Genomic DNA, 24,755 nt, shown 5'->3' with positions numbered 1-24,755 from the left:
CCTCGCTGGAGACTCACCATGCACGTAGATATTGCCTGGCAGGAGGTCGATACCGTTCTGCTGGATATGGATGGCACGCTGCTCGACCTCGCCTTTGACAACTATTTCTGGCAAAAGCTGGTCCCGGAAACCTGGGGGGCCGCCCGCGGGCTCAGCCTGACAGAAGCCAAAGAGGCGATGCACCAGGAGTATCATGCGGTTCAGCATACGCTAAACTGGTACTGTCTTGATTACTGGAGCGAGCGTCTGAATTTGGATATTCGTGCGATGACCAGCGAGCAGGGGCCACGCGCTTCACTGCGTGAAGATACCGTGCCATTCCTTGATGCGCTCAAGGCCAGCGGCAAGCAGCGGATCCTGTTGACCAACGCCCATCCGCACAACCTGGCCGTTAAACTTAAGCATACCGGCCTCGATGCACACCTTGATTTATTGCTTTCCACCCACACATTTGGTTATCCGAAAGAGGATCAGCGCTTATGGCGTGCGGTCGAGGAAGAAACCGGCTTTGATGCGCGTAAAACGCTCTTTGTCGATGATAACGAGGCCATTCTGGATGCTGCCGCGCAGTTCGGTATTCGCTACTGCCTTGGCATCACCAATCCGGATTCCGGGCTGGCGGAAAAAAGCTATGCTCGCCACCCAGGGTTGAACGATTACCGGCGGCTGATCCCTTCCCTGACCCAACAGGAGAGGCCATGAAAGAAAAACCCGTCGATGCCGTCAGGCTGGACAAATGGCTGTGGGCGGCCCGCATCTATAAAACCCGTGCGCTGGCGCGCGAGATGATTGAAGGCGGTAAGGTGCACTACAACGGGCAGCGCAGTAAGCCTGGGAAAATCGTCGAGCCAGGCGCAATCCTGACCCTACGCCAGGGCAATGACGACCGCACGCTACTCGTCAAAGCGATCATGGAACAACGCCGGCCCGCCAGCGAAGCCGTCTCGTTGTATGAAGAGACAGCGGAGAGCATCGAAAAGCGCGAGAAAACGGCGCTGGCACGCAAAATGAATGCGCTGACCATGCCCCATCCCGACAGACGTCCGGACAAGAAAGAACGCCGCGACCTGATGAGATTTAAACACGGTGACAGTGAATAACCTTCTATATCCGTAGAAGCCACTGTGACCAGCAAGAGAGATAATTATGACTCAACACGATCAATTACATCGTTACCTGTTTGAAAACGTTGCCGTGCGCGGTGAACTGGTGACCGTATCAGAAACCCTGGCGCAGATTCTGGAGAATCACAGCTATCCGCAGCCGGTTAAAACCGTGCTGGCCGAGCTGCTGGTTGCCACCAGCCTGCTGACCGCAACGCTTAAATTTGCCGGTGATATTACCGTGCAGTTGCAGGGCGACGGGCCGCTGTCTCTGGCGGTGATTAACGGCACCAACCAGCAGCAGCTGCGCGGCGTCGCGCGCGTTCAGGGCGATATTCCGGAAGATGCGGATCTGAAAACGCTGGTCGGCAATGGTTATCTCGTCATTACTATCTCTCCGGATGAAGGCGAGCGCTATCAGGGCGTCGTCGGTCTGGAAGGCGACACCCTCGCGGCCTGTCTGGAAGATTATTTCCAGCGCTCTGAGCAGCTGCCGACCCGTCTGGTCATCCGTACCGGTGAACTTGAAGGTAAACCGATGGCGGGTGGCATGTTGCTGCAGGTGATGCCGGCACAGGATGCACAGGCGGCAGACTTCGAGCATCTGGCGACGCTGACGGAAACCATCAAAGCCGAAGAGCTGTTCACCCTGTCTGCGACCGACGTACTGTGGCGCCTGTATCACGAAGAAGAAGTGACCGTTTACGATCCGCAGAACGTGGAATTTAAATGCACTTGTTCTCGCGAGCGCTGCGCCGGTGCGCTGAAAACGCTGCCGGATGAAGAGATCGACAGCATTCTGGCTGACGAAGGCGAAATTGATATGCACTGCGATTACTGCGGCAGTCATTACCTCTTCAATGCGATGGATATCGCCGAGATCCGCAATAACGCCTCTCCGGCCGACCCACAGGTTCACTGATTTTCTTCCCCCGCCAGCGGGCCCGGTGTCGGTTTTCTGCCGCCGCCGCCGCTGGCGTGAAATTTTCCTTCGCGAGATGAATCGATTTTCACTGAAAGAGTTACGTAACTTTCTTTCAAGAAAGCGATTACATTCACATTTCAGCAGTTTCTTTAATTACTTTTTAACCAATAAGAAACATCTATCACCACCCATCGCCATTTTCCTGAGATAATCACGCACGCTTCGTGACAGGAGTCACCGTGTTTTTCGTAAGTAAGGCGTTTGTCGAGATACGTAAATCTATGAGCCTGGTCGCGGTCTATACCCCTAAAGAACCCCTACAATTTGAAGCAGTATATCTTAATGGCTAAGGAGCAGTGACATGCGCGTTAATCATGGTTTAACCCCGCAGGATCTCAAGGCTTATGGTATCAACGACGTCCAGGATATCGTCCACAATCCAAGCTACGAAACATTGTATCAAGAGGAACTCGATCCCAATCTGGAAGGGTATGAGCGTGGTACCCTCACCAGTCTCGGTGCGATCGCTGTCGATACCGGTATTTTCACCGGTCGTTCGCCGAAAGATAAATATATCGTTCGCGATGACACAACCCGCGATACCGTCTGGTGGTCAGATAAAGGCAACGGTAAGAACGACAACAAACCGCTGTCTCAGGAAACCTGGCAGCATCTGAAAGGTCTGGTCACCGATCAGCTTTCGGGTAAACGCCTTTTCATCGTTGATGCGTTCTGTGGCGCCAACGCCGACACCCGCCTGAGCGTGCGTTTCATTACCGAAGTGGCCTGGCAGGCACACTTTGTCAAAAACATGTTTATCCGCCCAAGCGAAGAAGAACTGGCACAGTTTACGCCAGACTTTATCGTGATGAATGGCGCCAAATGCACCAACCCGCAGTGGCAAGAACAGGGTCTGAACTCTGAGAACTTCGTCGCCTTCAACCTGACCGAGCGCATTCAGCTGATCGGCGGGACCTGGTACGGCGGCGAGATGAAGAAAGGGATGTTCTCTATCATGAACTACCTGCTGCCGCTGCAGGGTATCGCATCGATGCACTGCTCCGCCAACGTCGGCGAAAAAGGAGATGTTGCGGTCTTCTTCGGGCTTTCCGGCACCGGCAAAACCACCCTGTCCACCGACCCGAAACGCCGCCTGATTGGCGATGACGAGCACGGCTGGGATGACGACGGCGTCTTCAACTTCGAAGGCGGGTGCTACGCCAAGACCATTAAACTGTCGGAAGCCGCCGAGCCGGATATCTATCACGCTATCCGCCGCGATGCGCTGCTGGAAAACGTCGTCGTGCGCGCTGACGGTACCATTGATTTCGATGATGGTTCGAAAACCGAGAACACCCGTGTCTCCTACCCGATCGATCATATCGAAAACATTGTTAAGCCGGTCTCTAAAGCTGGCCATGCCACCAAAGTCATCTTCCTGACCGCGGATGCCTTCGGCGTACTGCCGCCGGTATCGCGCCTGACCGCTGACCAGACCCAGTACCACTTCCTCTCCGGCTTTACCGCCAAGCTGGCGGGTACCGAGCGTGGTGTGACCGAACCAACGCCGACCTTCTCAGCCTGTTTCGGCGCGGCGTTCCTGTCGCTGCACCCGACGCAGTATGCGGAAGTGCTGGTAAAACGCATGCAGGCATCCGGCGCCCAGGCCTACCTGGTCAACACCGGCTGGAACGGCACCGGCAAACGTATCTCGATTAGAGATACCCGCGCCATTATCGACGCTATTCTCGACGGTTCGCTGGACGATGCAGAAACCTTCACCCTGCCGATGTTTGATCTGCAGATCCCGACCTCGCTGCCGGGTGTGGATACGCATATTCTCGACCCGCGTAATACCTACGCGTCGCCGGAGCAGTGGCAGGAGAAAGCCGAGCAGCTGGCGAAGCTGTTCGTTGAGAACTTTGAGAAGTACACCGATACGCCGGCAGGCGCAGCGCTGGTGGCCGCAGGCCCGAAACGCTAACCCTCAGTCGCTAGCGTGCTGCTATCGCGGCACGCTATCTCGGTGACAGGCAGCAAATAAAGAAAAAGCCGGGCGTTCGCCCGGCTTTTTACGTTTATCACTACTCACAGCCTGGGTAGATTAACTCTCTTTCCCTGGCTTCGTAGGCGCCTGTACGCGCTGGAACGGCACCGGCAGCCACGCACGAATCAACAAGCCACCGCGTTCACTGGAGCCAATCTCCAGGCGACCGTTATGGTTATCGATAATACGCTGCACAATCGCCAGCCCCAGTCCGGTTCCGCTGGTGCTTCGGGCGCTGTCGCCGCGAACAAACGGCTGGAACAGATGCTCGCGCTGCTCCGGTTTGATCCCCGGACCATCATCCTCAACCTGGAACCACGCGCTGTTGGCTTCGCTACCGCTGCTCACCTTAATCCAACCGTTGCCATAACGCGCGGCGTTAACCACCATATTGGCCAGCGCACGCTTGATCGACAGCGGATGGATCCGCAGGGGGATTTCGCCTGGCTGCAGGTTAGTCGCGATTTCCCGCTCGTAGCCGCTCTCTGCCGCGATAACCTCACCCAGCACCGAGTTCAGGTCCGCCAGCTCCATCGGCATCTCCTGACCGGTACGCAGGTAGTCGATGAACTGCTCGATGATGGCGTTACACTCTTCGATATCTTTGTTGATCGATTCGGCGAGGTAGCCGTCCTCTTCGCCCATCATCTCCGTCGCCAGACGAATACGCGTCAATGGCGTACGCAGATCGTGACTGACGCCGGCCATTAGCAGAGTACGGTCGTCCGCCAGCTGTTTGACGCCGGCGGCCATATGGTTAAAGGCCCGGGTCACCGATCGCACTTCAGAGGCACCGTACTCCCGCAGCGGTGGCGGAATAATGCCGCGTCCAACCTGCAACGCTGCATGCTCCAGGTCAACCAGGGGTCGGTTCTGAATACGGATAAACAGCCAGGCCCCGCCAATCGCCAGCAGCATAATCGCCAGGGTATAGCGGAACAGCGGCGAGAAGTCGCCCTGATGGATTTCCGTCAGCGGTACGCGCACCCAGATATTGGGTGACAGCCAGGTTTTCAACCACACCACGGGAGAGCTTTTATTCACCTCAACCCGCACTTCGGTTGGCCCACCTAGCTGGTGCGCCATCTGCTGACTTAAGAACTCATAATGCTGCGCCCAACGCAGACCTGCATCTTCCGCCGCTTCGTTGGAGTACAGCGAAATCCCCAGCTCGCGGTAAATCTCGCGCCGAAACGCCGGCGGCACCACCAGTTGGGTACCGTCCTCCAGCTGCAGCTTATCGGTCATCAGCATACGCACTTCGTATGCCAGTACCTTATTAAACTGCTGGAGGCTCGGCAGGATCGCAAAGTTCAGCACCACCAGATAGGTCGTCACCAGGCTGACAAACAGCAGAGTGACGATCAGCAACAGGGTGCGGGCAAACGAGCTTCGCGGCGAGAAGCGCAGGCGTTTCATGCCTTAGCGCCGTCCGGCACAAATACGTAGCCAAGCCCCCACACGGTCTGGATATAACGCGGGTGGGCCGGGTCTTCTTCCACCATGCGACGCAGGCGGGAGATTTGCACGTCGATGGAACGCTCCATCGCCGAGTATTCGCGACCACGGGCCAGGTTCATCAGCTTGTCACGGGAGAGCGGTTCGCGCGGATGGCTGACCAGCGCTTTCAGTACCGCGAACTCGCCGCTGGTGAGCGGCATTGGCTCATCTTCACGGAACATCTCACGGGTGCCGAGGTTCAGCTTGAACTTGCCGAAAGCGATTACCGCTTCTTCCTGCGACGGCGCGCCCGGCAGCTCATTCGCCTGACGACGGAGCACGGCACGGATACGGGCCAGCAGTTCACGCGGGTTAAATGGTTTCGGAATGTAGTCGTCAGCACCGATTTCGAGGCCCACGATACGGTCAACTTCTTCCCCTTTCGCCGTCACCATGATGATCGGCATCGGGTTGCTCTGGCTACGCAGACGACGGCAAATGGACAAGCCATCTTCGCCCGGCAGCATCAGATCAAGCACCATCAGGTGGAACGATTCGCGGGTTAACAGACGATCCATCTGTTCAGCGTTGGCGACGCTACGAACCTGGAAGCCTTGCTCGGTCAGATAACGTTCGAGCAGCGCACGCAGACGCATGTCATCATCGACAACAAGAATCTTATAATTCTCTTGCATTGTTTATACTCCCAAAGGTTCACTGCATTTGTCAGTGCGTATTCTCAAAAAAGCCCGGCTCGCCCACCAGCTAAATCTGGTATATATTCCAGGCTAAATTGTTACAAAGCATATTTAACAGCAGCTTAAGCATACATTTAATCATAAGACACATTATTTATCCTGTCGGTATTATTACGCACTACGAATTGTGCGCAACCGCACATCCCCACGTGCAATACCGGTAACCTGAAGGTAGATCGATGAATGAAAACGCCGCTGATCACCCGTGAAGGGTATGAAAAACTTAAAAAAGAAATGGACTACTTGTGGCGTGAAGAGCGTCCGGAAGTGACGAAGAAAGTCACCTGGGCTGCCAGCCTCGGTGACCGAAGCGAGAATGCGGATTACCAGTACAACAAGAAGCGTCTGCGCGAAATCGACCGCCGGGTACGCTATCTCACCAAATGCCTGGAGCATCTGAAGATTGTCGATTACTCCCCGCAGCAGGAAGGCAAAGTGTTCTTCGGCGCGTGGGTGGAAATCGAGAACGACGACGGCGATACCAAGCGTTTTCGCATCGTGGGCTACGATGAAATCTTCGGGCGCAAAGACTACATCTCCATCGACTCGCCGATGGCTCGTGCGCTGTTGAAAAAAGAGGTCGGCGACCTGGCGGTGGTCAATACCCCGGCAGGCGAAGCCAGCTGGTACGTGAACGAGATTGAATATGTTAAATAGCGCGTCCGGAACATTCTGAGAGCCTCGTGCGGCGACTGGCATTTTACCGTGCCAGCCCGTATAACTATCCCCTGATTTTCGATCCACAAGATGAAATAGACATGATGAATGATTCGCTCTGCCGCATTATTGCGGGTGAACTTCAGGCCAGGTCTGAACAGGTAGAAGCTGCCGTTCGCCTGCTTGATGAAGGGAATACCGTGCCGTTTATTGCACGCTATCGTAAAGAAGTCACCGGCGGTCTGGATGACACGCAGCTGCGTAATCTGGAAACCCGTCTCGGTTATTTGCGTGAACTGGAAGACCGCCGTCAGTCGATTCTCAAATCGATCGGCGAACAGGGCAAGCTGACCGAGGCGCTGGAAAAAGCCATCACCACCACCCTGAGCAAAACCGAGCTCGAAGACCTCTACCTGCCGTACAAACCCAAACGCCGCACCCGCGGGCAGATTGCGATTGAGGCCGGACTGGAGCCGCTGGCAGACCTGCTGTGGAACGAACCGTCCCACGATCCGGAGACGGAAGCCGCCAGATTTATCGACGCCGACAAAGGTGTCGCCGATACCAAAGCCGCCCTGGATGGCGCACGCTACATTCTGATGGAGCGTTTCGCCGAAGACGCCCAGCTGCTGGCAAAAGTACGCGACTATCTGTGGAAGAATGGCCACCTGGTCGCCACCGTCGTGACGGGTAAAGAAGAAGAAGGCGCCAAGTTCCGCGACTACTTCGACCATCACGAGCCGATCGCTACCGTCCCTTCACACCGTGCGCTGGCGATGTTCCGTGGGCGCAACGAAGGCATACTGCAGCTGGCCCTCAATGCCGACCCGCAGTTCGACGAGCCGCCGAAAGAGAGCCAGTGCGAGCTCATTATTATCAATCACCTTGGCCTGCGCCTGAACAACGCCCCGGCAGACAGCTGGCGTAAAGGCGTGGTGAGCTGGACGTGGCGCATTAAGGTGCTGATGCACCTCGAAACCGAACTGATGGGCACCGTCCGTGAACGCGCGGAAGACGAAGCAATCAACGTCTTCGCCCGCAACCTGCACGATCTGCTGATGGCGGCGCCTGCTGGCCTGCGCGCCACCATGGGCCTCGATCCGGGTCTGCGTACCGGGGTGAAGGTCGCGGTTGTCGATGGCACCGGTAAACTGGTAGCCACCGATACCATCTACCCGCACACCGGGCAGGCCGCCAAAGCGGCGGTTGCCGTGGCTGCGCTGTGTGAAAAACACAACGTCGAACTGGTGGCGATCGGTAACGGCACCGCTTCCCGCGAAACCGAGCGTTTCTTCCTCGACGTGCAGCAGCAGTTCCCGAAAGTTACCGCGCAGAAGGTGATCGTTAGCGAAGCGGGCGCCTCCGTCTACTCCGCCTCCGAACTCGCGGCGCTGGAGTTCCCGGACCTCGACGTCTCCATTCGTGGTGCGGTATCTATCGCACGTCGCCTGCAGGACCCGCTGGCCGAGCTGGTTAAAATCGACCCGAAATCCATTGGCGTGGGCCAGTATCAGCACGACGTCAGCCAGTCGCAGCTGGCGCGTAAGCTGGATGCGGTCGTCGAGGACTGCGTAAACGCCGTCGGCGTAGATCTGAACACCGCCTCCGTACCGCTGCTCACCCGCGTGGCCGGTCTGACCCGAATGATGGCGCAGAATATCGTCGCCTGGCGTGATGAAAACGGTCAGTTCCAGAACCGCCAGCAACTGCTGAAAGTGAGCCGCCTCGGGCCAAAAGCCTTTGAACAGTGTGCCGGCTTCCTGCGCATCAACCACGGCGATAACCCGCTGGATGCCTCTACCGTGCACCCGGAAGCCTACCCGATCGTGGAGCGCATTCTGGCCGCCACCCAGCAGGCGCTAAACGACCTGATGGGCAACAGCAGCGAACTGCGCAACCTGAAAGCCGTCGATTTCACCGATGACAAGTTTGGTGTGCCAACGGTATCCGACATCATCAAAGAGCTGGAAAAACCGGGGCGTGACCCGCGTCCAGAGTTCAAAACCGCGAAGTTTGCCGACGGCGTCGAGACCATGAACGACCTGCTGCCCGGCATGGTGCTTGAAGGGGCGGTCACCAACGTCACCAACTTTGGCGCCTTTGTCGATATCGGCGTTCACCAGGATGGCCTCGTGCATATCTCATCGCTGTCGAATAAATTCGTCGAGGACCCGCATACTGTGGTCAAAGCCGGCGATATCGTGCAGGTGAAAGTGATGGAGGTCGATCTGCAGCGCAAGCGTATCGCCTTAACCATGCGCCTGGACGAGCAGCCAGGTGAGAGTAACGCCCGACGCGGCGGCGGCAGCGAACGCCCGCAGGGCAACCGCCCGGCAGCGAAAGCAGCAAAACCTCGCGGCCGCGAAACGGCGTCAGCCGGTAACAGCGCCATGATGGACGCGCTGGCTGCGGCAATGGGCAAAAAACGTTAATACCTTCCCGGCCCCTCGTTATGAGAGGCCGTTTTCTTTCCTGCAACGCTCGCCATTCCCTTTCCCTCTGCCAGTAATCTCTGAGTGTTTATATATTCTCGTAACCGGTTAATTACCGTTAATTACGGTCAATAAAATGAGTAAATATTCTCCGCATAAAGATTTCATTTTGTTAACCAATGAAACCTTAATTAAACATTAACGACAGCGGCTCACTTTGGCCTTATTTTTCGCCACACCACAGACCTTGCGTCATATCAAAAAACCGGCAAATTTGCCGGGCTAAGTTGATTATTACACCGCTTATGTATTGATGATAAAAACCATTATCATTATCATCATTTATAGTCAGTATATATTTTCTCCGTTGGCGATGCTCCCCGGCGCGGTGTAGCTATCGCATGCAATCCGTTCTCATTGACTTAGCGATGACAAGTAGGCCCTATGCAATTCACTCCTCATAGTGCGTGGAAAATCACTGGTTTCTCTCGCGATATTAGCCCGGCTTATCGTCAGAAACTGCTGTCTCTTGGAATGCTGCCGGGCTCTTCTTTTAGTGTGGTTCGCGTCGCACCGCTTGGCGATCCCGTTCATATCGAAACCCGGCGCGTGAGCCTGGTATTACGTAAAAAAGATCTCGAATTAATCGAACTGGAAGCGGTTGCACAATAACGCCAGCCCGGCACTCAGAGTCTGAAATATGAAAAAATTAACCATTGGTTTAATTGGAAATCCTAATTCCGGTAAAACAACGTTATTCAACCAGCTCACCGGCGCCCGCCAGCGCGTAGGCAACTGGGCCGGGGTGACCGTTGAGCGCAAAGAAGGGGCGTTTAGCACCACGGACCACCAGGTCACGCTGGTTGACCTGCCGGGAACATACTCGCTCACCACCATCTCTTCGCAGACCTCTCTGGATGAGCAGATTGCCTGCCACTATATCCTCAGCGGCGACGCCGACATGCTGATTAACGTGGTCGACGCCTCGAACCTGGAACGTAACCTCTACCTGACGCTCCAGTTACTGGAACTAGGGTTCCCCTGCATCGTCGCCCTGAATATGCTGGATATCGCCGAGAAGCAAAAAATCCGTATCGACGTTGATGCGCTTGCGGCCCGTCTCGGTTGCCCGGTGATCCCGCTGGTTTCTACGCGCGGCCGCGGGATCGAAGCCTTAAAAATGGCGGTCGATCGCCACCAGCAAAATACCGCGCTCGAACTGGTGCACTATCCGCAGCCGCTGCTGCGCGAAGCCGATATGCTGGCCCAGGAGATGGCGCAGGAAATCCCGGCACGTCAACGCAGCTGGCTGGGTCTGCAGATGCTGGAGGGCGATATTTACAGCCGCGCTTACGCCGGTAATGCCGAGCATAAACTGGAGTCCGCTCTCGCCAACCTGAGCAACGAGATTGACGACCCGGCGCTGCATATTGCCGACGCCCGCTATCAAAGCATCGCCGCCATCTGCGATGCGGTCAGCAACACCCTGACCGCCGAGCCGAGCCGCTTCACCGCCGCGATGGATAAAATCGTCCTCAGCCGCGTGCTGGGGCTGCCGGTGTTTCTGTTTGTCATGTACCTGATGTTCCTGCTGGCGATCAACATCGGCGGCGCGCTGCAGCCGTTCTTCGACGCCGGTTCCGTGGCTATCTTTATCCACGGTATCCAGTGGCTGGGCTACACCCTGCACCTTCCGGACTGGCTGACCGTTTTCCTGGCCCAGGGGATTGGCGGCGGTATCAATACCGTCCTGCCGCTGGTGCCGCAGATTGGCATGATGTACCTGTTCCTCTCCTTCCTTGAGGACTCCGGTTATATGGCGCGCGCGGCGTTCGTCATGGACCGCCTGATGCAGGCGCTGGGTCTGCCGGGCAAATCCTTCGTGCCGCTGATTGTCGGCTTCGGCTGTAACGTCCCGTCGGTGATGGGGGCGCGCACGCTGGATGCACCGCGTGAACGCCTGATGACTATCATGATGGCGCCGTTTATGTCCTGCGGCGCACGCCTGGCGATCTTCGCCGTCTTCGCCGCCGCGTTTTTTGGTCAGAACGGTGCGCTGGCGGTGTTCTCGCTGTATCTGCTTGGCATTGTGATGGCGATCCTGACCGGTCTGATGCTCAAGCACACCATCATGCGTGGCGAAGCCTCGCCGTTCGTGATGGAGCTTCCGGTCTATCACGTTCCGCATATTAAGAGCCTGATTATCCAGACCTGGCAGCGCCTGAAGGGCTTCGTGCTGCGCGCGGGTAAAGTTATCGTCATCGTCAGTATCTTCCTCAGCGCCCTGAACAGCTTCTCGCTCAACGGAAAACTGGTGAACAACATCAACGATTCGGCGCTGGCGTCGGTCAGCCGGGTGATCACCCCAATTTTCAAACCAATCGGCGTGCATGAAGATAACTGGCAGGCGACCGTCGGGCTGTTTACCGGCGCAATGGCCAAAGAAGTGGTGGTCGGGACGCTGAACACGCTCTACACCGCGGAAGATATCCAGAATGAAGCCTTTAACCCGCAGGAGTTCCACCTTGGTGACGAGCTACTGGCGGCGGTAGACGAGACATGGCAGAGCCTGAAAGATACCTTCAGCCTGAGCGTGCTGGCTAACCCTATCGAAGCCAGCAAAGGCGATGGTGAAATGGAAACCGGCGCCATGGGCGTGATGGGCAGCAAGTTCGGCAGCGCTGCGGCCGCCTACAGCTACCTGATTTTCGTTCTGCTCTATATTCCGTGCATCTCGGTGATGGGGGCTATCGCCCGCGAATCCAGCCGCGGCTGGATGTCATTCTCCATCCTGTGGGGGCTGAACATCGCTTATTCGCTCTCGACGCTGTACTACCAGACCGTCAGCTTCAGCCAGCATCCACGCTATAGCCTGGTGTGCATCCTGTCGGTGATCCTGTTTAACATCGTGGTCTTTGGTCTGCTGCGCCGGGCGCGGAGCCGGGTGGATGTCTCGCTGCTGGCCACGCGTAAAACACCGTCATCCTGCTGCCAGAGCCCGGCAGGGGATTGCCACTAGGAAACCATGATGGCGTCACTGATTGAAGTCCGCGATATGCTGGCCCTGCAGGGACGGATGGAGGCGACGCAGCTCAGCGCTCGTCTCCATGCGCCGCAGCCGCTGGTTGACGCCATGCTGAGTCGCCTGGAAGCCATGGGAAAAGTCGTGCGCATCAAGGAAGACAAAGACAGCTGCTTGTCCGGTAGCTGCAAAAGCTGCCCGGAGGGCAACGCCTGTTTGCGGGAGTGGTGGGCACTGCGCTGAGCGCCATGACGGCGCGAAGAACAAAGCGAAGCGGGTCCTGAGACCCGCTTTTTGCTTATTTGTAGACGTCGGCGTTAGCGTGCACGGTTTTCTCGTTTTTCTCACCGGCAATAACCACAAAATACTTGCCGCCCAGCTCATCCGCTTTCTTCGACAGATCGCGTTTTGCATCCATCGGGGATGTCGTTTTAGAGGTGGTAATGCTTCCGACTTTCGTCAAATTCATCGATGCAACTTCATCTTTTTGAATCTCTTTCGCCGCAAAAACGCCAAAAGACAAGGATCCAATAACCAGAGATGCAGCAATACCCGTAATAAGTTTCATAGCCTAACTCTCCATCAGGTTGTTTTTATAGGACGCGGTGATGACTGAAATTCACCTTCTCCGCGACAACCTAAGTATTGCGTTGACCGGGATTTTTGCCACAGCCGGCTACAAATAATTGCTCAGGCGGTTATTCAGCGCCACCAGCGGTTGGCAAAACGCCTGCGGGTGCGAGATAAACGGCGCATGGGCGGCTTTATCAAAGACGATAGATTCGCTCTGCGGCCATAAGGCGTCCAGCAGGGGCACAATTTTGCGCGGCACCAGGCCATCCAGTCGGCCATACAGTCTGATAAACGGCATGGTTAACGCCGCCAGCGGCAGGCGCAGGTCCGTGGTTTTGAGGATCTCCAGGCCACCGTTCAATACATCAGTGGAGGGCATCGGCAGCGACAGGACCGTGCTTTTCAACGCCCGGGCGTCCTGACGCGCGCTTTCGGTACCCATGGTCTGCAGTGCCAGAAAACGCTCAACGGTGCGCTGAAAATCCTCGCTCAGCTGCTGCTGGAAGCCGCTCAACACCTCCGCCTTGATACCCGGCCAGTCGCCATCGGCGCCAAAACAGGGGGAAGAGGCAACGGTCACCAGCCCCAGCACCCGCTCAGGATGCTGCAACGCCACCTGGCTGGCCACCAGCCCGCCAAGGCTCCAGCCCAGCCAGACCGCCTTTTCAGGCGCTTTTTCTGCTACCAGCTGCGCCATGGCGTCCAGCGACAGCGCGCCAAAACCGCGACTGCGGCCATAACCCGGCAGATCGACCAGATGCAGCGTAAAATGCGAGGCCAGTTCCGACACGACGCCATCCCATACTCCGGCATTCAGCCCCCAGCCGTGCAGCAGCACAAGATGACAATTTCCTTCGCCCGTGGTTTGCCACCAGATGTCGTTCATCAGTTACTGTTCTCTTTCCATCACTATGAGGTGAAATATGCTAACAGCACACAGCTTATGCTGGCTATGCCAAATGCCGCTGGCGCTCAGCGGATGGGGGATCTGTTCGCGCTGCACCAGTGCATTACTGCACCCGCAACCGCTGTGCCCACAGTGTGGACTGCCGGCCATCACCGGCCTGCTGCCCTGCGGACGCTGCGTGCAAAAACCGCCGCCGTGGCAACGGCTGGTGGCGGTCAATGATTACCGGCCACCGCTGAGTCGTCTGGTGCATCAGCTGAAGTTTACCGCGCGCCCGGAACTGGCCCCGGCGCTGGCGCGCCTGCTGCTGTTACGCCTGCGCCAGAGCGCGGAATTACCCCGGCCGGACCGGCTCGTCAGCGTCCCGCTCTGGCAGCGGCGCCACTGGCGGCGGGGTTTCAATCAAAGCGACCTGCTCTGTCGCCCGCTGGCGCGCTGGATGCACTGCGCCTGGCATCACGACGCTCTGCGCCGCCACCGGCGTACCGCAACCCAGCATCAACTCTCCGCCCGATTGCGCCGGCGTAACCTGAAAAATGCCTTTCAGCTTGAAATCCCGGTTCAGGGTCACCATATCGCCATTGTGGATGATGTCGTCACAACCGGAAGCACCGTCGCCGAGATATCCCGCCTGCTTTTGCGAAACGGCGCCGCGACGGTTCAGGTATGGTGTATATGCCGTACCTTGTAGACCCCTGCTGATGGGCGTATTATAACCCAGTAAAATAGTCAACTATTAGGCCAACGCTATGATCCGTATTTCCGATGCTGCACAAGCGCACTTTGCCAAACTGCTGGTCAATCAGGAAGAAGGGACACAAATTCGCGTATTTGTGATCAATCCCGGCACCCCTAACGCTGAGTGCGGCGTTTCCTACTGCCCACCGGATGCGGTGGAAGCCACCGACACGGCGCTGAAGTTTGAGCAACTGACCGCCTATGTCGACGAACTCAGCGCGCCGTACCTCGATGACGCTGAAATTGACTTCGTAACCGATCAGCTGGGTTCTCAGCTGACGCTGAAGGCGCCGAACGCCAAGATGCGTAAAGTCTCCGACGACGCACCGCTGATGGAGCGCGTGGAGTACATGCTGCAATCGCAGATTAACCCGCAGCTGGCCGGCCATGGCGGGCGCGTCACGCTGATGGAAATCACCGAAGACGGCCTGGCGATCCTGCAGTTCGGCGGCGGATGTAACGGCTGCTCCATGGTCGATGTGACCCTGAAAGAAGGGATCGAGAAGCAGCTGCTGAACGAGTTCCCGGAACTGAAAGGCGTGCGCGATCTGACCGAACACCAGCGCGGCGAGCACTCCTACTACTAAGCCTCCCCTGCTGCCTCATGCCCGGCGGTGTTTCACCTGCCGGGCTGCTTTTCTGACGCCCCCGCACAGCATTTCCCGCTACGCTATCCGGCTAAAACCCGGAAAAGAGTATGACTTAAGTCTCATATTTAAAATTTACCCCCGCCAGGTGATTCTCAACCTGCGCATGTTACCCGTATCATCTGTTTCAGGCACCGCTGCTATAAAAATAGCCAGCTATCCTTTATTACAGGAGTGATAGTCGATTTTATGGCGCCGCACCGCTTACCACCCTCGCGGGAGCAAGCGAAAAGAGATTGAAATTTGACGTTACCCATAACAAATGAAAGGCCAGGTAAATTATGCCATTAGTCATCGTTGCTATCGGGGTTGCCCTGTTATTACTGCTGATGATCCGCTTCAAAATGAACGGATTTATCGCGCTGGTTCTGGTGGCTCTCGCCGTCGGACTGATGCAGGGTATGCCGCTGGATAAAGTCATCGTATCCATTAAAAACGGCGTGGGAGGCACCCTCGGCAGTCTTGCGCTGATCATGGGCTTTGGCGCCATGCTCGGTAAGCTGCTGGCGGATTGTGGTGGCGCCCAGCGTATCGCCACGACCCTTATCGCCAAATTTGGCAAAAAGCACATTCAGTGGGCAGTGGTACTGACTGGTTTTACCGTCGGCTTTGCCCTGTTCTATGAAGTGGGCTTTGTGCTGATGCTGCCGCTGGTCTTTACCATCGCCGCGTCTGCTCGTATCCCGCTGCTGTATGTCGGTGTCCCGATGGCGGCCGCGCTCTCCGTTACCCACGGTTTCCTGCCTCCGCACCCGGGTCCGACGGCGATCGCCACCATCTTCCATGCCGACATGGGTAAAACCTTACTGTACGGTACGCTGCTGGCTATTCCGACCGTGATTCTGGCCGGTCCGGTGTATGCCCGCTGCCTGAAGAACATCGATAAACCGATTCCGGAAGGCCTGCATAACCCGAAAACCTTCACCGAAGAAGAGATGCCGGGCTTCGGCGTCAGCGTCTGGACCTCGCTGGTCCCGGTGGTGCTGATGGCGATGCGCGCCGTGGCGGAAATGGTGCTGCCAAAAGGTCACGCCTTCCTGCCGGTTGCGGAATTCTTTGGCGACCCGGTGATGGCAACGCTGATCGCGGTCTTAATCGCTCTGTTCACCTTCGGTCTGAACCGCGGCCGTTCGATGGATCAGATCAACGAGACGCTGACCTCATCGATTAAAATCATCGCCATGATGCTGCTGATCATCGGCGGCGGCGGCGCCTTCAAACAAGTGCTGGTAGATAGCGGCATGGATAAATACATCGCCTCTATCATGCATGAATCCAACATGTCTCCGCTGTTTATGGCCTGGTCCATTGCCGCCGTGCTGCGTATTGCACTGGGTTCGGCGACCGTTGCGGCCATTACCGCGGGGGGCATTGCGGCTCCGCTGATCGCCACCACCGGCGTCAGCCCGGAACTGATGGTTATCGCCGTAGGCTCAGGCAGCGTGATCTTCTCTCACGTTAACGACCCAGGCTTCTGGCTGTTTAAGGAGTACTTCAACCTGACCATCGGTGAGACCATCAAGTCCTGGTCGATGCTGGAAACCATTATTTCAGTCTGCGGCCTGGTGGGCTGTCTGCTGCTGGGGATGGTGGTGTAACTCAGGCACCGTGATAAAAAAAGGCCGGGTCCGCTTGCTGCGACCCGGCCTTTTTATTGTGGCGTAACCCGGCATACAAGTGCTGCCGGGTAAACGACAGAACTAACGTTTCTTCGCCACGGCTTTACGGCGCTTATCCAGATCCTTAATCAGCTTATTCACCCGTTCATCGGCAAACATCTGCTCAAGGGTCACCGACAGCTTGCGCCGCCAGTTCGGATACTCGGTGCTGGTGCCCGGAATATTGACCGGGGAGGCCATCTCCAGCCAGTCTTCCGGCTGTAACCCCAGCAACGCGCTGTTGCTGTCGGCAATATAACGCTGCATCCCGCGATTCAGGGTCGAGCTCATCGCCATCAGCGAGGCGTGATGCCCGGCGCGTTTTGGCAGGCAGCCGTATTGATGCAGGGCGTCCAGCAGCCCCTGCTTCGCCAGCTCGCGATCCTGATACAGACCGCGCAGTACCACTTCATCCGGATACAGGCCTAACGATTTACCCAGCGTCAGATCTCCGCTTTCCCAGTAGCCGCGCAGCGTCGGCAGGTCATGCGTTGTTGCCACCGCCATTGATTGCACCGGATACGTCTGCGGCGCGCGGAAAGTCTTCTCGTGGTCATTTTCGAAATAGAGCACTTTGTAGGAATAAACGCCGCTCTTACGCAGCTTGCCAACAATCTCTACCGGCACGGTACCGAGATCTTCGCCGATCACCATGCAGCGCTGACGTTGACTCTCCAGCGCCAGAATCGACAGCAGATCATCCACCGGATACTGCACATAGGCCCCGTGGTCGGCGGTTTCGCCGTACGGGATCCACCACAGACGCAGGACCGACATCACGTGATCGATACGCAGCGCGCCGCAGTTTTGCATGTTGGCCCGCAGCAGTTCGATAAACGGCTCATACGCCCGGGAGACGATGATATGCGGATCCATCGGCGGCAGGCCCCAGTTCTGTCCCAGCGGGCCAAGAATGTCCGGCGGTGCACCAACGGAGGCTTTCAGGCAGTACAGTTCACGGTCACACCAGGTTTCCGATCCCCCTTCCGCCACGCCGACCGCCAGATCGCGGTACAGGCCAATCGGCATTGCATCGCGCTGGCTGGTCTGCCAGCAGTCGGCAAACTGTGACCAGGCCAGCCACTGCAGCCAGAGGTAGAAACTCACCTCATCAGCATGTTCAGTGCAGAAGGCTTTCACTTCCGGGCTGGTGATGTCCTGGTAGGCTTTTGGCCACGCCGGCCAGCCCCAGCGCAGCGGGTCCTGCTGAACCTGCCAGGCATGCAGCGCATCAAACGCCGCCTGCCAGTACAGGCTTTCGCCTTCGCGCAGCACGAACTGACGAAACGCCGTCATGGCCTCATCGTTGCGGCCAGAAAAACGCTGCCAGGCCATACGCAATGCGGTCATTTTCAACGCGGTGACCGCGGTGTAATCCACATCTTCAGTCTGACGCGCCGCCTGTAAGGCCTGCTGTGTATCTGCCGAGTGCCACCAGGCCTGGGCTTCTTTGTTCAGACGAAAATCATCGACCGCATTGACGTCGATATAGATAACGTTCAGCCAGCGCCGCGAAGACGGGCTGTAAGGGCTGGCGCTTTCCGGGTTTGCCGGGTAGAGCGCATGAATCGGGTTAAGACCGATAAACGCCCCGCCGCGCTGAGCAATTTGCGGCAGCATTGCGCGTAAATCGCCAAAGTCGCCCACGCCCCAGTTGTTCTCTGAGCGCAGGGTGTAGAGCTGCACGCAGGCGCCCCACAACTTTTGGCCCTCTTTCAGCGCCTGAGGTTCATAGCAACGTACGGGCGCGACAATTGCCCGACAGTGCCAACGCTCTCCCTCCTGGGTGAGCGTCAGCGAGTGATAGCCTTCCGGGAGTTTCACCGGCAGCGGCAGCGTATCGCCGCCGCTAACCTTGCCCTGATACTGCTTCCCCTCTTCGGTGGTGAGGATCCACTGGTATTCACCGCTGCCGGCAACCGGCAGCGACATTTTTTTCCCGTGGGTGAATACCTTCACCGCCGGCAGGGGATCGACCGCCACTTTCGTGGCAGCCGTGGTCCGATGCATCGCATCAAGCAGACGCTTTTTCGTCGCCGCAGCAATAGACTGCGGCTTACCATGCGCATTGATGTAGTCAGGGCTTATCCCTGCCGCCAGCGCGGCGTTATCAAGGCGTTGAGTCTCCATAGGCCCGTCCTTAGCGTTTTGCCTGCCAGATACGTTGTTGATAATCGCGGATAGAGCGGTCGGAGCTGAACATGCCGCAACGCGCGGTATTCAGAATGGTCGCGCGCGTCCAGGCTTCCTGGTCACGGTACAATTCATCCACCTGCTTCTGCGCCGCCACATAGGCTTCGAAGTCAGCCAGCACCAGGTACGGGTCGCCGCCTTTCAGCAGGCTGTGCAGCATCTGGTCGAAGGCGTGTTTATCGCCATCGCTGTACTTACCGCTTTCCAGCTCTTTCAGCACCGCATCCAGCAGCTTGTCTTTCTTACGCCATTTCAGCGGGTCATAGCCTTTCGCCTTCAGCGCTTTCACTTCTTCGACGGTGTTACCGAAGATAAAGATGTTTTCCTCGCCGACCTGTTCAGCGATTTCAACGTTCGCGCCGTCCAGGGTGCCGACGGTCAATGCGCCGTTCAGCGCCAGCTTCATGTTGCCGGTACCGGAGGCTTCTTTACCTGCCGTGGAGATCTGCTCAGAGATATCCGCCGCTGGGATCAGCATTTCCGCCGCGGAGACACAATAATCCGGCAGGAACACCACTTTCAGCTTATCGCCCACCAGCGGGTCGTTATTTACCGCTTCCGCTACCTTGTTGATAGCGAAAATGATGTTCTTCGCCAGGTAGTAGCCCGGTGCCGCTTTCGCGCCAAACAGGAATACGCGCGGTACACGGTCTGCCTGCGGGTTTTCACGAATTTCTTTGTACTGCGCCAGGATGTTCAGCAGGTTGAGGTGCTGACGTTTGTACTCGTGCAGACGCTTGATCTGGATATCGAAAATCGCCTGCGGGTTAATCTCGATACCGGTACGCAGCTTAACGAACTCTGCCAGACGGACTTTGTTCGCCAGCTTGATGTCACGATACGTTTTACGGAACGCCGCATCATCGGCATATTTCTCGAGATTAATCAGCTGATCGAGGTCGTTGGCCCACTCTTTCTTCAGCGTCTTATCCAGCAGCGCGGCCAGAGCCGGGTTGCACTGTTTAATCCAGCGGCGCGGCGTGATGCCGTTGGTGACGTTATGGAATTTGTTCGGCCACAGCTGGTGATATTCCGGGAACAGATCCTTCACCACCAGATCGGAGTGCAGTGCCGCCACGCCGTTCACCGCGAAGCCGCTGACCACGCACATGTTCGCCATCCGAACCTGCTTGTCATGCACCACCGCCAGTTTCGCCCATACCTGCTTATCGCCCGGCCAGGTTTTCTCAACCAGGGTTTTAAACTGTTTGTTGATCTCGTTAATGATCTGCATGTGGCGCGGCAGCAGCGCTTTGACCAGCTTCTCGTCCCAGCACTCCAGCGCTTCAGGCATCAGCGTGTGGTTGGTATAGGCGAAGGTTTTGCTGGTAATAGCCCATGCATCGTCCCAGCTCAACTGGTGCTCATCGATCAGCACGCGCAGCAGCTCAGGGATGGCAATCGTCGGGTGCGTGTCGTTGAGCTGGATCACTTCGTAATCCGCCAGCTCGGCCAGCTTGCGGCCTGCCAGATGATGACGACGCAGAATATCGGCAACCGAACAGGCGCACTGGAAGTACTGCTGCATCAGACGCAGCTTTTTCCCTGCCTGGTGGTTGTCGTTCGGGTAGAGCACTTTAGTCAGTTTGGCCGCGTCGATACCCTGCTGTTCAGCACGCAGGAAATCGCCGTCGTTAAATTTGGTCAGGTTAAACGGATGCGCGTGGGTCGCCTGCCATAAACGCAGCGGCTGCGCGACGTTATTGCGATAGCCCAGTACCGGCAGATCCCAGGCTTCACCGGTAATCACAAACGCCGGCTGCCAGGCACCGCTCTTGCTCACCTTGCCGCCCAGCCCGACCTGTACGTCCAGCTGTTCGTTATGGCGGAACCATGGGTAGCGACTACGCCCCCAGTCATCCGGCGCTTCAATCTGCTGGCCATCGTTGAAAGACTGGCGGAACAGACCGTATTGATAATTGAGGCCATAGCCGGTTGCCGACTGGCCTACGGTCGCCATGGAGTCGAGGAAACAGGCTGCCAGACGGCCCAGGCCGCCGTTACCCAGTCCCGGATCGATCTCTTCTTCCAGCAGGTCGGTCAGGTGGATGTCGTGCGCTTTCAGCTCATCGCTCACCCCTTGATACCAGCCGAGGTTCAGCAGGTTGTTACCGGTCAGGCGGCCAATCAAAAACTCCATCGAGATGTAGTTGACGTGGCGCTGTCCTTTCGCTGGTTTCGCGATCGGCTGAGCCGATAACAGCTCGGCCAGCGCGCCGCTCACGGCGTGCCACCACTGACGCTGCGTCATCTCAGAAGCGGACTGTAAGCCAAGATGCTGCCACTGACGGGTCAGTGCAGCCTGAAACTGATCTTTATTAAAAGAAGTCTGTGACATAAGAAATCCGGGTCCTTTACTAAAACGTTGGCGTTAGTGTGCCGACCTCCTGCAACAACGTCCTCATCCCGAAGGGGATTAGGCAGGGAGGAGCAGCAGGGATGAGCGAAAAGTGTGATCGTGGCCACTATAACGGTAGCTCTCTGAGAAAAATTTGCTGAATAAATCACCACGCCGGGGGGCGATAGAGGGACAAAATCTGTTACAGGGCGAAACATGGTGCTCAACCCAATACCCTTGCGCAATTATCACCAAATAAAAATAAACATTGTGTAAAAATAATCCTCTCCGGGACGCTCAATACGTCAAAACGCTTATTTCTAAGAATTTGCTGACATTAATTTAATAAAAACATGCAACTACAAGAAAATGCAGTGAAATTCATTTCATCGCCGCTGAAAGTGCGATCAAACCCAGGCTCCACGCCCACTGGTACCGGTTTTACCATGCGAGTGATTTAATGAGGAATTTGTGACCTGGTGCAAATTCAAGAGCATAAAATTCGGACATAACTTGCAATAACTTTCATAATCGCCGACCTTAATAGTCATTAATTACGAAGCGCAAAAAAAATCGCAAACCTCTCTTGCACAGCGAAATGATTAACTATGTTGATTCCGTCTAAATTAGGTCGTCCAGTCCGCCTTGAACACACTGTGGTTCGCGAGCGATTACTGGCGAAACTTTCCGGCGCGAACAATTACCGTCTCGTGTTGGTCACCAGCCCGGCAGGCTATGGCAAGACCACGCTCATCTCACAGTGGGCGGCGGGGAAAAAAGAACTTGGGTGGTTCTCGCTTGATGAAGGCGACAACCAACAGGAACGTTTTGCCAGTTATCTGATCGCCTCCGTTCAGCAGGCTACCGGTGGGCACTGCGCCGCCAGCGAGGCAATGGTGCAGAAGCGCCAGTACGCCAGCCTCCCCTCGCTCTTCGCGCAGCTGTTTATTGAACTTGCCAGCTGGCAGCATCCGCTGTACCTGATCATCGATGACTATCATCTGATCAACAACCCGGTGATTCATGATGCGATGCGCTTCTTCCTGCGCCACCAACCCGAAAATATGACCCTGGTGGTGCTCTCGCGTAACCTGCCGCAGCTTGGCATTGCCAACCTGCGGGTCCGCGATCAACTGCTGGAGATCGGCAGCCAACAGCTGGCGTTTACCCATCAGGAAGCCAAACAATTTTTCGACTGTCGCCTGACGTCACCGATTGAAGCAGAAGACAGCCGCCGGCTGTGTGACGATGTCGCCGGCTGGGCAACCGCACTGCAGCTGATTGCCCTCTCGGCGCGCCAGAACAACTCCTCCGCCCACCACTCCGCCCGACGTCTGGCCGGCATTAACGCCAGCCACCTGTCCGATTACCTGGTGGATGAAGTGCTGGATAATGTTGATGCCCGCACGCGCAATGTGCTGCTGAAAAGCTCGCTGCTACGTTCAATGAACGATGCGCTTATCGTGCGCGTAACCGGGGAAGATAACGGCCAGATGCAGCTGGAGGAGATCGAACGTCAGGGTCTGTTCATGCAGCGGATGGACGATTCCGGTGAATGGTTCCGCTATCACCCTCTGTTCGGCAACTTCCTGCGACAGCGCTGCCAGTGGGAACTGGCAACCGAACTCCCTGAAATTCACCGCTCCGCCGCGGAAGGCTGGATGGCGCTCGGCTTCCCGAGCGAAGCTATCCATCATGCACTGGCGGCTGGCGACGCGAAAATGCTGCGCGATATCCTGCTCAATCACGCCTGGGGCATGTTTAACCACAGCGAGCTGGGGCTGCTTGAGCAGTCACTGGCGGCGCTGCCGTGGTCAAGCCTGCTGGAAAATCCGCGCCTGATTCTGTTGCAGGCCTGGCTGATGCAAAGCCAGCACCGCTACAGCGAAGTCAATACTCTGCTGGCCCGCGCCGAGCAGGAGATGGATATTAAGCTGGATACCGCCATGCACGGCGATTTCAACGCCCTGCGCGCGCAGGTGGCGATTAACGCCGGCGATCAGGAAGAGGCTGAGCGGCTGGCAATGGTCGCCCTCGACGAGCTGCCGCTGGCCAGCTATTACAGCCGCATCGTCGCCACTTCGGTGCACGGTGAAGTGCTGCATTGCAAAGGCCTGCTTAGCAAATCGCTGGCGGTCATGCAGCAAACGGAGCAGATGGCCCGTCGCCATGATATCTGGCACTACGCGCTGTGGAGCATGATCCAGCAAAGTGAAATTCTGTTTGCTCAGGGCTTCCTGCAGGCCGCGTGGGAAGTTCAGGAGAAAGCCTTCCAGCTGATCCGGGAGCAGCATCTCGAACAGCTACCGATGCATGAGTTCCTGCTGCGTATTCGCGCGCAGCTGCTGTGGGCATGGGCGCGTCTGGACGAAGCTGAAGTCTCAGCTCGCAGCGGGATGGAAGTCCTCGCGACCTATCAGCCGCAACAGCAGCTGCAATGTCTGGCCTTGATGGTCCAGTGCTCGCTGGCGCGTGGTGACCTGGATAACGCCCGCAGCCATCTCAACCGTCTGGAAAACCTGCTCGGCAACGGTCACTACCATAGCGACTGGGTATCGAACGCCGACAAGGTCCGGGTGATCTACTGGCAGATGGTCGGCGACAAAGCCGCGGCGGCCAACTGGCTGCGCCAGACGCCAAAACCAGAATTTGCCAATAACCACTTCCTGCAGAGCCAGTGGCGCAACATTGCCCGGGCGCAGATCCTGCTGGGCGATTTCGACTCGGCGGAAATGGTACTGGAAGAGTTAAACGACAACGCGCGTTCGCTGCGCCTGATGAGCGATATCAACCGCAACCTGCTGCTGCTCAATCAGCTTTACTGGCAGGCGGGGCGCAAAGGCGAAGCGCAAAAAGTGTTGCTTGAAGCGCTGGCCCTCGCCAACCGTACCGGGTTTATCAACCACTTTGTGATTGAAGGCGAAGCCATGGCGCAGCAGCTGCGTCAGCTTATTCAGTTAAATACGCTGCCGGAGCTTGAGCAGCACCGCGCCCAGCGCATCCTGCGCGATATTAACCAGCACCATCGCCATAAGTTTGCCCACTTTGATGAAGGCTTTGTCGAGCGGCTGCTGAGCCACCCGGAAGTTCCGGAACTGATCCGCACCAGCCCGCTGACGCAACGCGAATGGCAGGTATTAGGGCTTATCTACTCCGGCTACAGCAACGAGCAGATCGCTGGCGAGCTGGACGTAGCGGCCACGACGATCAAAACCCATATTCGTAATCTGTATCAGAAGCTGGGAGTCGCACACCGCCAGGATGCCGTTCAGCATGCCCAGCGGTTGCTTAAAATGATGGGATACGGCGTCTGACGC

Annotated in this window: 19 protein-coding genes; 13 read left to right on the top strand and 6 right to left on the bottom strand. The window is 56.9% G+C overall.

Going from position 1 to position 24,755, the window contains the following annotated elements; genetic code table 11:
* Positions 1–18 precede the first annotated feature (18 nt).
* From yrfG to pckA, 4 genes are all read left to right on the top strand, one after another.
* Entirely contained in the window at positions 19–702 is a 684-nt protein-coding gene (yrfG, locus tag EDF82_RS20445) for a GMP/IMP nucleotidase (RefSeq protein ID WP_123757329.1), read from the top strand.
* The gene (hslR, locus tag EDF82_RS20440) at positions 699–1,100 is read left to right on the top strand and encodes a ribosome-associated heat shock protein Hsp15 (protein ID WP_123757328.1); all 402 of its coding nucleotides are present in this window, start codon (positions 699–701) and stop codon (positions 1,098–1,100) included. Before yrfG ends, hslR begins: the two co-directional genes overlap by 4 nt.
* Before the next feature lie 40 nt (positions 1,101–1,140).
* Positions 1,141–2,025 carry an Hsp33 family molecular chaperone HslO gene (gene hslO / locus EDF82_RS20435; RefSeq protein WP_174510152.1) on the top strand — a complete coding sequence of 295 codons (885 nt, stop codon included), beginning with the start codon at positions 1,141–1,143 and terminating at the stop codon, positions 2,023–2,025.
* A 364-nt stretch (positions 2,026–2,389) separates the two neighbouring features.
* Complete coding sequence (gene pckA / locus EDF82_RS20430; protein WP_123757326.1) at positions 2,390–4,012, top strand: phosphoenolpyruvate carboxykinase (ATP); 1,623 nt, start codon at positions 2,390–2,392, stop codon at positions 4,010–4,012.
* Positions 4,013–4,132: 120 nt separating this feature from the next.
* Here pckA and envZ read toward each other — a convergent pair whose 3' ends face one another.
* Both envZ and ompR read right to left on the bottom strand, forming a co-directional pair.
* A complete protein-coding gene (gene envZ, locus EDF82_RS20425; RefSeq protein ID WP_123757325.1) occupies positions 4,133–5,494 on the bottom strand; it encodes a two-component system sensor histidine kinase EnvZ in 1,362 nt (453 codons plus the stop codon).
* Positions 5,491–6,210 (bottom strand): two-component system response regulator OmpR, encoded by a 720-nt coding sequence (ompR, locus tag EDF82_RS20420; RefSeq protein WP_006177890.1) that lies wholly within the window; start codon positions 6,208–6,210, stop codon positions 5,491–5,493. The genes envZ and ompR overlap by 4 nt, the downstream gene beginning before the upstream one ends.
* A gap of 246 nt (positions 6,211–6,456) precedes the next feature.
* Here ompR and greB point away from each other — a divergent pair, with 246 nt between their 5' ends.
* The 5 genes from greB to feoC all read left to right on the top strand — a co-directional run bounded on the left by greB (position 6,457) and on the right by feoC (position 12,627).
* Positions 6,457–6,930: a transcription elongation factor GreB gene (gene greB, locus EDF82_RS20415; protein ID WP_123757324.1), complete on the top strand. Its 474-nt coding sequence runs from the start codon at positions 6,457–6,459 to the stop codon at positions 6,928–6,930.
* Between the two features lie 101 nt (positions 6,931–7,031).
* Positions 7,032–9,362, top strand: a complete 2,331-nt coding sequence (locus tag EDF82_RS20410) for a Tex family protein (RefSeq protein ID WP_123757323.1) — start codon at positions 7,032–7,034, stop codon at positions 9,360–9,362.
* A 444-nt stretch (positions 9,363–9,806) separates the two neighbouring features.
* Positions 9,807–10,034: a ferrous iron transporter A gene (feoA, locus tag EDF82_RS20405; protein WP_123757322.1), complete on the top strand. Its 228-nt coding sequence runs from the start codon at positions 9,807–9,809 to the stop codon at positions 10,032–10,034.
* A gap of 28 nt (positions 10,035–10,062) precedes the next feature.
* Positions 10,063–12,381 carry a Fe(2+) transporter permease subunit FeoB gene (gene feoB, locus EDF82_RS20400; RefSeq protein WP_123757321.1) on the top strand — a complete coding sequence of 773 codons (2,319 nt, stop codon included), beginning with the start codon at positions 10,063–10,065 and terminating at the stop codon, positions 12,379–12,381.
* Between the two features lie 9 nt (positions 12,382–12,390).
* Positions 12,391–12,627 (top strand): [Fe-S]-dependent transcriptional repressor FeoC, encoded by a 237-nt coding sequence (feoC, locus tag EDF82_RS20395; RefSeq protein ID WP_123757388.1) that lies wholly within the window; start codon positions 12,391–12,393, stop codon positions 12,625–12,627.
* A 55-nt stretch (positions 12,628–12,682) separates the two neighbouring features.
* Here feoC and EDF82_RS20390 read toward each other — a convergent pair whose 3' ends face one another.
* Both EDF82_RS20390 and bioH read right to left on the bottom strand, forming a co-directional pair.
* Entirely contained in the window at positions 12,683–12,952 is a 270-nt protein-coding gene (locus tag EDF82_RS20390) for a YdgH/BhsA/McbA-like domain containing protein (protein WP_123757320.1), read from the bottom strand.
* A 108-nt stretch (positions 12,953–13,060) separates the two neighbouring features.
* Complete coding sequence (gene bioH, locus EDF82_RS20385; RefSeq protein ID WP_123757319.1) at positions 13,061–13,843, bottom strand: pimeloyl-ACP methyl ester esterase BioH; 783 nt, start codon at positions 13,841–13,843, stop codon at positions 13,061–13,063.
* A gap of 37 nt (positions 13,844–13,880) precedes the next feature.
* On the opposite strand from bioH, the gene gntX reads away from it, so the two are divergent.
* The 3 genes from gntX to gntT all read left to right on the top strand — a co-directional run bounded on the left by gntX (position 13,881) and on the right by gntT (position 16,847).
* Positions 13,881–14,555, top strand: coding sequence for a DNA utilization protein GntX (gntX, locus tag EDF82_RS20380; RefSeq protein WP_123757318.1), 675 nt, complete (start codon positions 13,881–13,883; stop codon positions 14,553–14,555).
* Between the two features lie 58 nt (positions 14,556–14,613).
* Positions 14,614–15,189: a Fe-S biogenesis protein NfuA gene (gene nfuA, locus EDF82_RS20375; RefSeq protein WP_123757317.1), complete on the top strand. Its 576-nt coding sequence runs from the start codon at positions 14,614–14,616 to the stop codon at positions 15,187–15,189.
* A 341-nt stretch (positions 15,190–15,530) separates the two neighbouring features.
* Positions 15,531–16,847: a gluconate transporter gene (gntT, locus tag EDF82_RS20370; RefSeq protein ID WP_123757316.1), complete on the top strand. Its 1,317-nt coding sequence runs from the start codon at positions 15,531–15,533 to the stop codon at positions 16,845–16,847.
* 102 nt (positions 16,848–16,949) lie between these two features.
* Here gntT and malQ read toward each other — a convergent pair whose 3' ends face one another.
* Together malQ and malP are read right to left on the bottom strand one after the other, a co-directional pair.
* Positions 16,950–19,037 (bottom strand): 4-alpha-glucanotransferase, encoded by a 2,088-nt coding sequence (gene malQ / locus EDF82_RS20365; RefSeq protein ID WP_123757315.1) that lies wholly within the window; start codon positions 19,035–19,037, stop codon positions 16,950–16,952.
* Between the two features lie 10 nt (positions 19,038–19,047).
* A complete protein-coding gene (gene malP / locus EDF82_RS20360) occupies positions 19,048–21,438 on the bottom strand; it encodes a maltodextrin phosphorylase (RefSeq protein WP_123757314.1) in 2,391 nt (796 codons plus the stop codon).
* Positions 21,439–22,046: 608 nt separating this feature from the next.
* Here malP and malT point away from each other — a divergent pair.
* Complete coding sequence (gene malT / locus EDF82_RS20355; protein ID WP_123757313.1) at positions 22,047–24,752, top strand: HTH-type transcriptional regulator MalT; 2,706 nt, start codon at positions 22,047–22,049, stop codon at positions 24,750–24,752.
* Positions 24,753–24,755: the final 3 nt, after the last annotated feature.

Source organism: Klebsiella sp. BIGb0399, from assembly GCF_003752615.1.
Classification (GTDB): domain Bacteria; phylum Pseudomonadota; class Gammaproteobacteria; order Enterobacterales; family Enterobacteriaceae; genus Klebsiella; species Klebsiella lignicola.
This window is presented reverse-complemented; position numbering and strand designations above follow the sequence as displayed.

Bases quoted from the DNA above. Each gene is read 5' to 3' on its own strand.
- ompR (WP_006177890.1), bottom strand. From the start codon at position 6,210: ATGCAAGAGAATTATAAGATTCTTGTTGTCGATGATGACATGCGTCTG.
- EDF82_RS20390 (WP_123757320.1), bottom strand. From the start codon at position 12,952: ATGAAACTTATTACGGGTATTGCTGCATCTCTGGTTATTGGATCCTTG.
- gntT (WP_123757316.1), top strand. From the start codon at position 15,531: ATGCCATTAGTCATCGTTGCTATCGGGGTTGCCCTGTTATTACTGCTG.
- nfuA (WP_123757317.1), top strand. From the start codon at position 14,614: ATGATCCGTATTTCCGATGCTGCACAAGCGCACTTTGCCAAACTGCTG.
- feoC (WP_123757388.1), top strand. From the start codon at position 12,391: ATGGCGTCACTGATTGAAGTCCGCGATATGCTGGCCCTGCAGGGACGG.
- feoA (WP_123757322.1), top strand. From the start codon at position 9,807: ATGCAATTCACTCCTCATAGTGCGTGGAAAATCACTGGTTTCTCTCGC.
- EDF82_RS20410 (WP_123757323.1), top strand. From the start codon at position 7,032: ATGATGAATGATTCGCTCTGCCGCATTATTGCGGGTGAACTTCAGGCC.
- feoB (WP_123757321.1), top strand. From the start codon at position 10,063: ATGAAAAAATTAACCATTGGTTTAATTGGAAATCCTAATTCCGGTAAA.
- malP (WP_123757314.1), bottom strand. From the start codon at position 21,438: ATGTCACAGACTTCTTTTAATAAAGATCAGTTTCAGGCTGCACTGACC.
- envZ (WP_123757325.1), bottom strand. From the start codon at position 5,494: ATGAAACGCCTGCGCTTCTCGCCGCGAAGCTCGTTTGCCCGCACCCTG.
- gntX (WP_123757318.1), top strand. From the start codon at position 13,881: ATGCTAACAGCACACAGCTTATGCTGGCTATGCCAAATGCCGCTGGCG.
- greB (WP_123757324.1), top strand. From the start codon at position 6,457: ATGAAAACGCCGCTGATCACCCGTGAAGGGTATGAAAAACTTAAAAAA.
- yrfG (WP_123757329.1), top strand. From the start codon at position 19: ATGCACGTAGATATTGCCTGGCAGGAGGTCGATACCGTTCTGCTGGAT.
- hslR (WP_123757328.1), top strand. From the start codon at position 699: ATGAAAGAAAAACCCGTCGATGCCGTCAGGCTGGACAAATGGCTGTGG.
- pckA (WP_123757326.1), top strand. From the start codon at position 2,390: ATGCGCGTTAATCATGGTTTAACCCCGCAGGATCTCAAGGCTTATGGT.
- malQ (WP_123757315.1), bottom strand. From the start codon at position 19,037: ATGGAGACTCAACGCCTTGATAACGCCGCGCTGGCGGCAGGGATAAGC.
- bioH (WP_123757319.1), bottom strand. From the start codon at position 13,843: ATGAACGACATCTGGTGGCAAACCACGGGCGAAGGAAATTGTCATCTT.
- malT (WP_123757313.1), top strand. From the start codon at position 22,047: ATGTTGATTCCGTCTAAATTAGGTCGTCCAGTCCGCCTTGAACACACT.